Genomic DNA, 13,025 nt, shown 5'->3' with positions numbered 1-13,025 from the left:
TAAATCAATGATAATTGATAACTTTTACACAGAGTTTGATAAAAGTCACTTTTATATGGGAATGGTATCTCAAGTTTATAGGGATAGTAGTATTATTCAAGTTGAAAATTTATCTTGGCTAGAGTATAGAAAGACTAAACTAGAAACCTTAGTTCCAAATACAATCAATTTTCTTGTACTAGTAGATTCACCGCAAGGTTTATTCATAGGTGAAATCTATCAATCAAGAGTTTCGAATTCTGACAGTGTACATAATTCAATGAACAATGGGATAAATGAAAAAGTTTATCCAGAGATAGGGATTGATGTAGTTGGACTCATGGAACAAGGAGAAGACAGATTTAAATTGCCAGGATTTAAAACAGTAGGGATAACTGACAAAGTTTATATTGCAAATAAAAAGACAATTAAACAATATTTAAACTCTTTAGAGCTTCAAAAAGAGTTAAATGAAAAAGTATTATCATCTTTTGCAACTTTCTCTAACTTAGAAAATCATGAAGTTAATTTATACCCGAGTACACTATTTGATAGACATTTGCTGACAGTTGGAACTACAAATAGTGGGAAATCAACTTCTGCCTTATCCATTATAGATAAATTATTATTAGATCAAAAAAAAGTAATGATTGTAGATCCTACGGGAGAGTATAGCGAGTCCTTCAATGACCATGAGGTTATTAAATTGAAATTGGGAACAGATACTGCAATTTCAGTAGGTGACTTATCTATGCAACAGTGGTGTTTATTATTTGAGACGAATGATGCTACGCAACCGGCAGTATTGTCAGATGCTATAAGAAGCTTAAGGTATCAGAAAAAAAATATGTCATCCGGTATTTACGAAAAAGTCAATAAATCTGTCTCAGATGTTGCTTCGGATATGGCTAGTTTACTGCCAGCAGATAAAGATTTTATAATAGACGATTTACCTCAGCAAATAGCGTCGGAAACCAACCAAGTGAGTAACAAAGAAGTATACGTTAAAAATATTTTTCAATTTAATTCTCAACAATGGCTTGTTCAAAAAGTTCAAAATAAACTAGAAAATACTAGTTTTAGAAATTTTTTTAATAACGAAGAAGATCTGAATGAATTAATGGACAAATTAGATCAATTCATTACAACCCCTAATCAAAGTATATACATTGATACTTCCCAGATTGGAACGAATGATGGCATTGGAGGTATGATTATAGATCTGGCAAGTAACTATATAATCAATAAAGATAGGAAAGTAATTGAGCCATTTGTAATGTTTATTGATGAAGTTCATAGATATACAAAGATACTGGGGAGAGAAAGTGACTACTATACAGGGTTAACAACAATTGCAAGAGAAGGTCGTAAAAAAGGAATTTTCCTCTTCCTAACTACACAAAATCCTCAAGATGTTTCAGCTATTCTTTTGGGTCAAGTTGGGACATTTTTGGTACACAGATTGACTCATATGGAAGAATTAAGATCTCTTCAAAATCATTTAAGTACAAATAATTTGAAGCAAGTAAAAAATCTAAACAAGGGAGAAGCAATATTGACAAGTATAAATTTATTGCAAGATATACATCTTAAAATCAAAAAAAGTAAGAGGTTACATTCAAATAGTACTCCTAGTCTGTAAGTCTGAAGAGAATTCTTTAGTAGTTTAACAACTTATTATATTAGGATAAATTGGATTCAATTATCTGTTTTTTTAAATTCTCTTTCAATGAGTCATAGTTTTCCCAAATGACGAACTGAGTTTGCTTGATATCAAAATGTATATTTTCGAAATGTTTACGACTACATGTGAATATCACAGTTTTTCCTAATGCTTTCGCGTATCCAGCTTCATAATAAACACCATTATTCTGATAAGAAAACTCTGCGACAAGAAATTTACAATCTCGAATCTCTTGTAACATTTTTATACTAATATTATCATTGTGAGGATCTTTATCTAAAAAATAAGGAATGTTGTTAGTGTTTTTTACAGCCTCGTTTATGGAATTGCGAATATCTTCAACATCATTATATAAAGTTTTGTTCATAGGCATCGATATAAATACTTTCTCGCTTGATTGGCTTTCTATTGAAGGCTCTGGTATCTTCGTACCCTTCGTTGTTATTTGACTAATATATGCTAGTTGTTCGTCACTGGCATTATTGTCAATAAAATATTCCAACTTCCGTAGGTTGTTAAGATGCATTTCATTAATAAAATGACTTAGTTCGAAGTCAAGACCGAAGTAAGCCAATAATTTTTCTATTTCTCCTACTGGAGATGGTTTTCCCCATTTGTAGTAGTCAGAATTCGATTGCACTTTTTCTACAAAATTAACGTACACCATTTTTTTATTCATCTTATACACCCTCTCCGAAATTGATGGTAAACAAAGTTGTTAAGCTACTTGATTCTACGTATTGAGTGAAAATTTAAGTATCTATAACCATAAGATAGCAATTCTAACATGTATAAGTCAATAAAATTCGTGGTATCTAAAACGAATTCATTTTTCACTAATAACTAAACAACTTTTAGAAATATAAAAATGGAAAATTTTAAATGTTTAGAGTTAATTTCAAAAAATTAATTCCTTGTAGTCCCATCAAAAAAAGTGTGCTATACTCTAATCAATTGAAAAGAACATTTGGGGTGCTATTTAGCTGAGATTATACCCATTGAACCTGATACAGTTAGGACTGGCGCAGGGAAATGTAGTTGTAGACTGATTTTATGCAATCGTTTTTGGATTGTATGACTTTGTCTGTCTCAGACCGCACTCCTTTTGCTTTTCGCAGAAAGGAGTTTTTTTACGTGGAAAAAAATCGAATCCACAGATTGACCTTACTAGCATTGATGATTGCGTTGGACGTGGTGTTATCACCATTGATGCGAATCGAAGGAATGGCGCCTATGTCTAGCGTTATGAATATTATCGCGGGTGTTTTACTCGGGCCGCTCTATGGAACGCTGATGGCGCTGATTTGCGGCCTGATCCGTATGTTACTTTTAGGCATTCCTCCACTTGCTTTAACGGGTGCCGTGTTTGGGGCTTTCTTAGCGGGACTATTTTATAAATTCGGCCGAAATATGTACTGGTCGATGGCAGGAGAGATTGTCGGAACAGGCATCATTGGTTCACTACTTTCTTATCCCGTGATGGTTTGGTTTACCGGTAGCCAACAGAGTTTGTACTGGTTTATTTACACGCCAAGATTTGTTGGGGCGACTTTGATTGGTTCTGTGATGGCATTCTTAGTACTGGTCAAATTAAAAGAAACGTCTACTTTCAAACGCACTCAGAAATTGTTTATGGGAGGTTCGCTTCATGGCGTTAAATCATGACCTTTCGAATCAGTTTCCATTAAAACAATCTCCATTAGTACAATGTATTACCAATGAAATTACTTGTGAATCGATGGCGAATGCTCTGCTTTACGTAGGCGCTAAACCAATCATGGCAGATGACCCGAGAGAGTTTAAACAGCTTTTCACTCAAACGGATGCTTTGCTTTTAAACCTTGGTCATCTTTCAGAAAAACGTCAGATTAGTCTGCTGGAAGCAAGCCGCTATGCGAATGAAACGAAGAAGCCGACAGTTGTTGATCTAGTTGGTTACGGCGTTAGTGATATCCGTAATCAAGTGAGCCTTGCGCTAGTTGAGAATCATCCAACTATCGTAAAAGGAAACACTTCAGAACTCAGAAACTTCTGCGAACTAACGAGCCACGGACGAGGGGTTGACGGTAACGAACTGGATCAGGGAGAAGAAAGCATGAATGAATTGGCCGATGCCTTGAAAGGGATGAGTCAATACTATCCCTATACGACTTTCTTAGCGACCGGACCAAAAGATATCGTCGTATCGCATGACCGCACTGTGATGCTTTCTAATGGTGTCGAAGAACTCGATCGATTTACAGGAACCGGTGATATTGTTGGAGCACTGATCGCGGCACTTTTAGGAGACGGTCAGGATCCATTCGATGCCGCAGTCGGCGCAGTCAACTACTTCAATCTTTGTGGTGAAAAAGCCAAAACAAAAAGCAAAGGACTAGCCGATTTCCGCTTTCAAACATTAAACCATCTATCGCTATTGATGGAAGAAGACTGGCATGAATTCGTGAAAGGATGGGAAACATGAAAGAACTAACCCTTTACCTTGTAACTGGAAGATACGATTTTGACGAAGCATCCTTTTTAACTGTAATCAAAACCGCCTGTGAAAATGGCGTAACACTTGTACAGCTGCGTGAAAAGGAAGCAACAACAAACGATTTTTATAGACTGGCTCAAAAAGTGAAAGACCTAACAGATCAATTTGCAGTACCCTTGATCATCAACGACCGAGTCGATGTCTGCCTAGCGGTTGATGCTGCGGGCGTTCACATTGGTGACGACGAATTGCCAGTAGAAGTCGTTCGCAGACTGATTGGGAAAGACAGAATACTAGGTGTTTCTGCAAAAGATGTTGAACGTGCAAAAGAAGCAGAAAAAGCTGGCGCAGATTACTTAGGGGTTGGTGCAATCTATCCAACTAAGACAAAGAAAAATCCAGAACGTACATCTATTGAGACACTAAAAACAATCGTTTCATCCGTCAACATTCCGATCGTAGCGATTGGTGGACTCAAGGAAAATAATATTGATTCACTGCGTCACACAGGTATTGCCGGGGTCTCTGTTGTCACAGAACTGATGCTGGCCGAAGACGTCGCTCAGAAAACACAACGACTTAAAAAAGCGGTAGTAGAAATCACAGAGTCCTAATAGAAGCGAGTAGTCTAAATAGTACATCACTGGAGGTTTCTTATGTCTTTTACACTCAATGCCAAAAAAGCCGCTTCTGCCTCATGGGAAGGGAGTTTTAACCATCCTTTCATCACAGAATTACAAGCGGGAACCTGGATTCAGAGATCTTTCGTTATTATCTAATTCAAGATCATTATTACTTGAAGCATTTCAGCGAACTCTACGCACTGATTGCTGAGAAAACAATGCCTCCAGCATTAAAAGCTTTACTTGTGGAAAATGCGGAGAATCTGGTTTTAGGAGAGATTGCGATTCGAGAAACGTTCTTCTCTGAACTCGGTATCACAGACGAAGAAGTCTGTGATACACCGATTGCACCAACTGCCGAACAAGCCCAGATGATGGAAGCTTTTGTCCTCAGCAGTGAGATGGAATATGCTTTTTGGGAAATGGCATATAGAAAAGAAACATGGTTGAAAAAAGATTGGTGATTTAACATATAAGTCAGGTTGAATATATACTTCTGAAAATAGCAAATGCCCCTCTCCGGTAGTCGGAGAGGGGCATTTCTAATAGCTAGGATTAAGCCGTTTGTAGTCTTGTTTTAAATGCTCGAGATACTTGCAGACCGTACTGTGTAACGGTCCATAAACAAAACAATGTAAAAGGTACAAAGAACAAAATAGAACCTCTAATAGGTGCTAATGAAGCAACGTGATAATAAACCAAAGTCGTTCCACCCACCATCAAGCCGTTTACATATAAAGTGAGCTGTGACAGGAAACGTACTTTGCTGACGACATAAGCTGCACCAGCTAGTAAGAAAGCACCGATAGCAGCGTATCCGAATGGATTAGTTACACCAGATACTCCTATAGAAGAGAATAAACGAGCTTCAATAAGGATATGAGTTAATACAAAACCTAGAGTAGTAATAAGGCCAGCTTCTCCTAATTGTTCGTTTTTGAATGAAGAAAGAATGACTATACCACCCATAGTGATGTATGCTAGTGTACCAACAACCATTGAACGACCATGATCTGCATAAGTAGGTAAGATATCTTTTAAAAGTGCAATCAGCATCATCGAAGCAAGTGCTGTAAAGATAAGTGCAAGTAAAGCGGAATTTGATTTTTTCATATATACCAATCTCCTTAAATTTATTTTAAAACAAAAGTATATAACTTTAAGTTAACATATGTTTGTAGTCAATTCAATACAAATAGAAAATCAAAGTAACTTTTAAATCTACGGTTGCATTTCCTAGATTATATCTCTTATAATATAAAAGTTAGTAAAAAGTAGGGAGAGATACATAGTGATAGAACGCAACAATAAATTAACAACTTCTACTGGTGCTCCGGTTGGAGATAATCAAAACTCAATAACAGCTGGTAACAATGGACCTGTTTTAATTCAAGATATTCACTTATTGGAAAAATTAGCTCACTTCAATCGTGAACGTGTTCCTGAGCGTGTCGTACATGCTAAAGGTGCGGGAGCGCATGGTCGATTTACCGTGACAAACCCAGATATTGCCCAATATACTAAAGCTGATTTTCTTGCTGAAAAAGGCAAAGAGACACCAATGTTTATTCGTTTTTCTACAGTGGCTGGGGAATTAGGATCATCAGATACAGTACGTGACCCACGTGGTTTTGCCGTTAAGTTTTATACGGACGAAGGAAACTACGATATCGTAGGAAACAATACACCGATATTCTTTATTCGAGACGCAATAAAGTTCCCTGATTTTATCCATACGCAAAAACGAAATCCACAAACAAACTTAAAAGATGCAAATATGGTCTGGGACTTTTGGTCATTATCACCAGAATCGCTACATCAAATCACCATACTGCACACTGACCGCGGTATTCCTGCTACCTTGCGCCATATGCATTGATACGGTAGTCATACCTTTAAGTGGGTAAACGCTGAAGGAGAATCTTTCTGGGTGAAATATCACTTTAGATCAGACCAAGGGGTTAAAAACATGGACCCTGAAGTTGCCGGAAAAATTGCCGGAGAGCATCCGGATTACCATACGGAAGACTTATTTAATGCGATTGCTGAAGGAGATTATCCTTCTTGGACATTAAAAGTACAAATCATGCCTGAAGAAGAAGCTGCTCAATATGCTTATGATCCGTTCGATATTACCAAAGTCTGGTCTCATAAAGATTATCCGTTGATTGAAGTAGGTAAAATGGTATTGGACCGTAATCCAGAAAATTATTTTGCGGAAGTAGAGCAGTCAGCATTCTCACCAGGAAACTTTGTACCGGGAGTCGAAGCTTCTCCAGATAAAATGCTTCAAGGAAGACTGTTTGCGTACTCGGATGCGCACCGTTACCGTATAGGTGCAAATCATAACCAACTACCGATTAACGCGCCAAAAGAAGAGGTTAAAAACCACCAGCGTGGAGGAAATATGGCCTATACAAATGGTGGAAGTGCAGTGAACTATGAGCCAAATAGTTACGACAATATAAAAGAATCTAGAGAAGATAACATGAAGCCTTTTAAAGTTTCAGGAGAAGCGAATAGTGTTCCTTACGATAATGATGATCATTATTCACAACCAAGACAACTGATTATGGATGTATTAGATGAGGAAGAACGTAGCCGTTTGTATAAAAACTTTGCAGACCATTTAAGTGGCGTACGAGATCAGCAGATCGTTGAACGTCAGCTGAAGTTGTTTGAGCAAGTTACACCTGAATTAGCAAAAGGTGTTGCAAAGCATTTAGATATAGACGTTTCAACACTTTAAGTAAAACTTTTAAAATTTAAAAGTTCCTTATCCATAAAACAGTTTAGCACTGAAAGAACTAGTCATTCATGAAACGTTCTTTAATGATTTGACCATCACAAATGTTGAAATCTTTTGTCCTTAGTGGTGAGATGGAATATATTTTTTGGGAAATAGTTTACCAAAAATAACAGTGGCAAAAAAATTAATAATTAATCAAGACAGCGATCCTTTTAACCATCAAAGGGTCGTTTTTTTGTACAAGCCAGTAGCAGAATCGGTATGATAGGTATACTTAAAGTGATTTAAAGAAAAGTTGAACTAGGACTTTGGTCTGAGGTTAAATAAAAAAGAATCGCGTATGCTATAAAAGGAACGGTGTTTACTAGTTTGGTGTACATAAGGAGAAGATGGAATGGCTGAAAAAGTAGAATATGTAGGATTGAGTTATGCAGAAGTAGAAACACGAAAAGTACGCGGAGAAAGCAATGAAGCCTTACCACCTATGACACGAAGTTTCAAACAAATCTTCTTGGAAAATAGCCTAACACTATTTAACCTCATTAATATTATTATCGCCGGATTCGTTATTTATACCGGTAGCTACAAGAACTTGCTCTTTCTTGGCGTCATCCTCGTCAATACTGCAGTGGGAGTTTTTCAAGAATTACGCGCAAAGAAAAACACCGATGAACTGACCCTGCTAAACCAAGCCAAAGCGACCGTTATTAGAAATGGTCAGCAAGAAGAGATCTTACAAGAAGAAATCGTGAAAAATGATTTAATTGTCATCAAACGTGGCCAACAGATTGTTGTCGATGGAATGGTGATTCAAACAAGCGGTATCGAGTGCGATGAGTCTCAATTAACAGGAGAAGCTGATCCAATATTGAAACAGACTGGAGATACGGTTTATTCAGGCAGTTTTGTGGTCAGTGGACAAGCCTTGGTGGAAGCGACAAAAGTCGGAAGAGAAAGCTATAGTTCTAAACTAACATTAGAAGCAAAAGGTGAAAAAAGTATCTACAGCGAATTACTCCAGACGATGAAAAAAGTGATTCGAATTTTGACTTTTGGCATTATCCCAATAGGTACGGCGCTGTTTATGTCCAGTCTACTTAGTGATATGTCTGTGAATCAAGCGATTCTGGGATCGACTGCAGCAATGATCGGCATGATTCCCGAAGGACTGATCTTGCTGACCACAGTCGCTCTAGCGGTCGGTGTGATTCGCTTATCTCGAAAAAAGGTCTTAGTGAAGACAATGGGGTCAATTGAAACTTTGGCTCGAGTAGATATTTTGTGTCTAGATAAAACGGGCACGTTGACGAGTGGAGAGTTAAAAGTCATTCAAACCAACGTGACTGGTGGACGAACTGAAAAAGCGTTCAAAGAACTGGTGGGTCGGTTTGCTCATGACTTGAAAGAAGACAACGCAACAGGGCTTGCTTTGATGGAATCATTCCCGGAAGTGGACGAATCCTATCCTATTACAAAAACGATTCCCTTTTCTTCTGTTCGTAAATGGAGTGCCGTAGAGTATGACCAAAAAGGCACGGTTGTCATGGGCGCACCAGAATACTTATTTGATACCTTTACACCTGAACTGACAGAAAGTATGCATCTAGCAACAACACAAGGACTGCGCGTATTAGCGATTGCTTCAAGTGAAGCGCCGCTGATTGATCAATCCTTACCGAGTGGGCTTAGACTTGAAGGGATCTTATTTTTGGAAGATGAGATCCGTGAGAATGCACCACAAACCTTACAGTATTTCAGAGAACAAGACGTTGAAATCTGCATCATTTCAGGAGATCATCCACAAACCGTGGCCCAGATTGCAAAACGAGCAGGGGTGAAAGGTAGTGATCAGCTAATCGATATGAGTAAGGTAGAAGATACCGCTGATTATCAGTTATTAGTGCAGGAGAACCGCATATTTGGACGCGTTAGTCCGGAACAAAAACGTGCATTAGTAGAAGCCCTTCAGGCGAACGGACGAACCGTTGGGATGACAGGCGACGGAGTCAATGATATTCTCGCGCTCAAAAAAGCGGATTGTAGTATCGTTATGGCAAACGGAAGTGATGCAACAAAAGGGATAGCCGATTTTGTTTTACTTGATTCTAATTTTGATTCCATGGTGGGTGTCGTTTTAGAAGGGCGTAAAGTCGTAAACAATATCCAGCGTGTGGCTTCTTTATATTTAACCAAAACCGTTTATTCTATCTTGTTGGCAGCCCTGTTCATTTTTATTAGTTCACCTTACCCATTTCAACCGATTCAACTTAGTCCAATCAGTACGTTGACTGTAGGAATTCCGTCATTCTTTTTAGCGTTGAGACCGAACGTTTCACCGATTAAAGGTCGTTTTTTCCAGAATATTCTAGAGCCGGCTCTAGCTAGTGGGTTAAGCGTTGTGTTATTCGCGTTAACAATTCTATTTTTCGGTACTCGATTGAACTGGAGCTATGAAGAAACCTCAACGATTACTGTCTGGATGACCGGTATCGTCTGCTTTGTTGTACTTTACCATATTTCCAAGCCCAGCAACTGGAAGATCTTACTCATGATTGGTGTTCTTTCCGGAATCTTCTTGATTCTCTTCCTTTTCTTCGGACAAATTTTCTCACTAGTCAGCTTATTCCAATGGCATCTGGCACTGGTATACGTTCCATTGATGTTAAGTGTGATCCCGCTGTTCTATGGACTAAAGCAAGTCATGCACCGACTTCTGGGGAATCATCGACATGCGAGTGACTGATCAGAGCAAAACTGACGAGGATAGTAAACAAGTAGTAGTGAAATTTACTTACTAAAAATGAGAAAACACCTTTTTTTTATTTATTGTAAGTGAAACATGATAAAATAAAGAAATCACATCTATAAGGAGATCATGAGTAAATGACATACGCACTAGAAATAAAAGACTTGAAAAAAGTCTATGGTACAGGTGTTGAAGCCTTACGTGGAATCGATCTGACAGTAGAAGAAGGCGACTTCTATGCTTTGCTAGGTCCAAACGGTGCCGGTAAATCAACGACGATTGGGATTATTACATCACTAGTCAATAAAACCTCTGGTAAAGTAAATGTCTTTGGCTATGATATTGACACAGACCTTGTTCGCGCCAAGCAACAAATTGGACTTGTTCCTCAAGAATTCAACTTTAATCCCTTTGAAACGGTTCAGCAAATTGTTGTTAATCAGGCTGGTTATTATGGTGTTTCTCGTAAAGAAGCATTAAAACGAAGTGAAAAATACTTGAAGCAATCTGATTTATGGGAAAAACGCGATGTTCGTGCCCGTATGCTTTCAGGTGGGATGAAGCGTCGACTGATGATTGCACGTGCTTTGATGCACGAACCGCGTTTATTGATTTTGGATGAACCGACTGCAGGCGTAGATATCGAATTGCGACGCGAAATGTGGACATTCTTGAGAGAGTTAAACGAAAACGGTACGACCATCATCTTGACAACGCATTATCTAGAAGAAGCAGAGATGCTTTGCCGAAACATCGGAATCATTCAAACCGGTGAACTGATAGAAAATACTAGCATGAAGTCATTGCTTTCGAAACTTCAGTTTGAAACGTTTATCTTTGACCTAGACCCTTCTGATAAGAAACCGGAAATCACTGGATACCAAAGCCAGCTTGTGGACGAATCAACGTTAACAGTAGAAGTTGAACGAAATCAAGGTGTGAATGACTTATTTGAACAACTCAGCAGACAAGGAATCAAAGTATTGTCTATGCGCAATAAGTCTAACCGCCTAGAAGAACTATTCCTGAAAGTTACGGAAGAAAAACTTCAAGTGGAGGAAACCAATGTTTAATCTTTATTTTACAGCCTTAAAAAGTCTGGCAGTCAAAGAAACAAATCGGTATCTGCGTATCTGGGTACAGACTTTAGTACCACCTGTTATTACGACGTCCTTATACTTTGTTATTTTTGGAAATCTGATTGGAGATCGCATCGGAGAGATGGAAGGATTCTCTTATATGGAATTCATCGTTCCTGGTCTAATCATGATGTCCATCATCACCAGTTCTTATTCCAATGTATCGTCTTCTTTCTTTTCGCAGAAATTTCAAAAGAATATTGAAGAAATCTTGATTGCACCTGTACCAACCCATGTAATCGTGTGGGGATTCTTAATTGGTGGACTTGGAAGGAGTATTTTAGTAGGGATACTCGTTACCGTTATTTCTCTATTCTTTGTGCCACTTCAAGTGTATTCTTGGGCTATTGTCATCATTACATTGTTCATGACCTCTACGCTATTTTCACTGGCAGGATTATTGAACGGGATTTTTGCTCAATCGTTCGATGATGTTTCAATTGTACCAACATTTGTTTTACAACCATTGACTTACCTTGGTGGGGTATTCTATTCAATCTCTATGTTGCCACCATTCTGGCAAGGCGTATCTAAAGTGAATCCAATCGTTTATATGATTTCAGGATTCCGCTATGGTTTCCTTGGCGTCATCGATGTACCGATCATGTTATCTATGGGGGTTCTGGTTGCGTTTGTCGTTGTATTATATGCAATTTGCTGGTATCTCATTGAAAAAGGTCGCGGATTAAGAAGTTAAGTTATAATAAAAAAGCTGGTTCAGGACAATTAATTGTCTTGCACCAGCTTTTTTAGTTTATCCTCGGAAATAAATAGCTTTGAATATTAGTTGACTAGTGTTTTTTAATACAATTTGATAGTCTTTACTACCTATCAAGTATATCATAGCGTGGTGGCTTTGCTTTCAGGACGGTCAATCAGCGGCTGAAGTCTTTTGATAATGATGCCTAACAAAGGTGCAAAAATCAGCATACCAATAATGGTTCCTTCCCTAACTGTCAAAGGGATATCTAATGTAAACGTGAGGGTCAGTGTCAAGATAACGGCAAGAATATCAACTGACTGTCGAATAATCGAAAAACGGGTTCCTATTTTCACGGCAAAAGCCATACAAAAAGCTTCTAAAGGAAAGGTCACGACATTTACGACCATCACCATACTCACGGCAAAAGCAGCTAAAAGCGTACCTAAAAAGAAAAGAATGGAAGCCATAAAATAATTTGGTAAAACCAATGTATCAAAAAGAGTGTAGTAAAAATAATTAACCAATACACCAATAAGGACGCTGGCAGGAATCTGAAGTAGCTGTCTGATTGGGAATTCTTTTCTCAAAAGAACTAATTGTCCGAAAACACATGAAATATTCAGTATCATTCCGATGGTCCCAACTTTAATCATTGAAATATGAGATAGAGACTGAGCGATAGCATCCCATGGAGAAAGTCCGATGGCTGCTTTTATAGTCATTGAAGCGGATAACGATACAAGTGTCATGGATAGAACCATCAATGCAATTCTTTTAAACTTATGCACACGCAAATCTCCTATAGTTAGTGGTTGAAAATCAGTTTAATGTAGTGAATAAAAAATTGAATTTATTTGATTAAAAATAGTATATCAAAGATAAGCGCTAAATAAATCGTTTCTGAGCAATAAATATGCAGATACTTT

General features: G+C 38.0%; 10 protein-coding genes, 2 pseudogenes and 1 riboswitch. Of the genes and pseudogenes, 9 read left to right on the top strand and 3 right to left on the bottom strand.

What is annotated here, in order from left to right; genetic code table 11:
- Positions 1-7 precede the first annotated feature (7 nt).
- Positions 8-1,621: an ATP-binding protein gene (locus LG377_RS11645; protein WP_225744891.1), complete on the top strand. Its 1,614-nt coding sequence runs from the start codon at positions 8-10 to the stop codon at positions 1,619-1,621.
- A 40-nt stretch (positions 1,622-1,661) separates the two neighbouring features.
- On the opposite strand, the gene LG377_RS11640 is transcribed toward LG377_RS11645, so the two are convergent.
- On the bottom strand, positions 1,662-2,342 hold the full coding sequence (locus tag LG377_RS11640; protein ID WP_225744890.1) for a hypothetical protein: 681 nt from the start codon (positions 2,340-2,342) through the stop codon (positions 1,662-1,664).
- Between the two features lie 279 nt (positions 2,343-2,621).
- Positions 2,622-2,711: riboswitch (TPP riboswitch) on the top strand.
- A 128-nt stretch (positions 2,712-2,839) separates the two neighbouring features.
- Here LG377_RS11640 and thiW point away from each other — a divergent pair.
- From thiW to LG377_RS11620, 4 genes and pseudogenes are all read left to right on the top strand, one after another.
- Complete coding sequence (gene thiW, locus LG377_RS11635; RefSeq protein WP_255612834.1) at positions 2,840-3,328, top strand: energy coupling factor transporter S component ThiW; 489 nt, start codon at positions 2,840-2,842, stop codon at positions 3,326-3,328.
- A complete protein-coding gene (locus LG377_RS11630) occupies positions 3,312-4,127 on the top strand; it encodes a hydroxyethylthiazole kinase (RefSeq protein ID WP_225744888.1) in 816 nt (271 codons plus the stop codon). The genes thiW and LG377_RS11630 overlap by 17 nt, the downstream gene beginning before the upstream one ends.
- Positions 4,115-4,753 (top strand): thiamine phosphate synthase, encoded by a 639-nt coding sequence (gene thiE / locus LG377_RS11625; RefSeq protein WP_370632578.1) that lies wholly within the window; start codon positions 4,115-4,117, stop codon positions 4,751-4,753. The genes LG377_RS11630 and thiE overlap by 13 nt, the downstream gene beginning before the upstream one ends.
- 42 nt (positions 4,754-4,795) lie before the next feature.
- A pseudogene (locus LG377_RS11620) lies at positions 4,796-5,226 on the top strand (hypothetical protein).
- A gap of 91 nt (positions 5,227-5,317) precedes the next feature.
- Here the strand turns inward: LG377_RS11620 and LG377_RS11615 are convergent.
- Positions 5,318-5,875, bottom strand: coding sequence for a hypothetical protein (locus LG377_RS11615; protein ID WP_225744886.1), 558 nt, complete (start codon positions 5,873-5,875; stop codon positions 5,318-5,320).
- Positions 5,876-6,056: 181 nt separating this feature from the next.
- Between LG377_RS11615 and LG377_RS11610 the strand changes: the two are divergent.
- From LG377_RS11610 to LG377_RS11595, 4 genes and pseudogenes are all read left to right on the top strand, one after another.
- A pseudogene (locus LG377_RS11610) lies at positions 6,057-7,511 on the top strand (catalase).
- Positions 7,512-7,905: 394 nt separating this feature from the next.
- Positions 7,906-10,254, top strand: a complete 2,349-nt coding sequence (locus tag LG377_RS11605; RefSeq protein ID WP_225744885.1) for a cation-translocating P-type ATPase — start codon at positions 7,906-7,908, stop codon at positions 10,252-10,254.
- 140 nt (positions 10,255-10,394) lie between these two features.
- Positions 10,395-11,330 (top strand): ABC transporter ATP-binding protein, encoded by a 936-nt coding sequence (locus LG377_RS11600; RefSeq protein WP_225744884.1) that lies wholly within the window; start codon positions 10,395-10,397, stop codon positions 11,328-11,330.
- Positions 11,323-12,093, top strand: coding sequence for an ABC transporter permease (locus LG377_RS11595; RefSeq protein WP_225744883.1), 771 nt, complete (start codon positions 11,323-11,325; stop codon positions 12,091-12,093). The genes LG377_RS11600 and LG377_RS11595 overlap by 8 nt, the downstream gene beginning before the upstream one ends.
- Positions 12,094-12,236: 143 nt before the next feature.
- Here the strand turns inward: LG377_RS11595 and LG377_RS11590 are convergent, their stop codons facing one another.
- A complete protein-coding gene (locus tag LG377_RS11590; RefSeq protein ID WP_225744882.1) occupies positions 12,237-12,887 on the bottom strand; it encodes a YitT family protein in 651 nt (216 codons plus the stop codon).
- Positions 12,888-13,025 lie beyond the last annotated feature (138 nt).

Source organism: Marinilactibacillus sp. Marseille-P9653, assembly GCF_916618885.1.
Taxonomy (GTDB): Bacteria; Bacillota; Bacilli; order Lactobacillales; family Carnobacteriaceae_A; genus Marinilactibacillus.
This window is presented reverse-complemented; position numbering and strand designations above follow the sequence as displayed.

Excerpts from the sequence above, each read along its gene's own strand:
- LG377_RS11615 (WP_225744886.1), bottom strand. The coding sequence starts at position 5,875 with ATGAAAAAATCAAATTCCGCTTTACTTGCACTTATCTTTACAGCACTT.
- LG377_RS11640 (WP_225744890.1), bottom strand. The coding sequence starts at position 2,342 with ATGAATAAAAAAATGGTGTACGTTAATTTTGTAGAAAAAGTGCAATCG.
- LG377_RS11605 (WP_225744885.1), top strand. The coding sequence starts at position 7,906 with ATGGCTGAAAAAGTAGAATATGTAGGATTGAGTTATGCAGAAGTAGAA.
- LG377_RS11600 (WP_225744884.1), top strand. The coding sequence starts at position 10,395 with ATGACATACGCACTAGAAATAAAAGACTTGAAAAAAGTCTATGGTACA.
- LG377_RS11645 (WP_225744891.1), top strand. The coding sequence starts at position 8 with ATGATAATTGATAACTTTTACACAGAGTTTGATAAAAGTCACTTTTAT.
- LG377_RS11595 (WP_225744883.1), top strand. The coding sequence starts at position 11,323 with ATGTTTAATCTTTATTTTACAGCCTTAAAAAGTCTGGCAGTCAAAGAA.
- thiE (WP_370632578.1), top strand. The coding sequence starts at position 4,115 with ATGGGAAACATGAAAGAACTAACCCTTTACCTTGTAACTGGAAGATAC.
- thiW (WP_255612834.1), top strand. The coding sequence starts at position 2,840 with ATGATTGCGTTGGACGTGGTGTTATCACCATTGATGCGAATCGAAGGA.
- LG377_RS11630 (WP_225744888.1), top strand. The coding sequence starts at position 3,312 with ATGGCGTTAAATCATGACCTTTCGAATCAGTTTCCATTAAAACAATCT.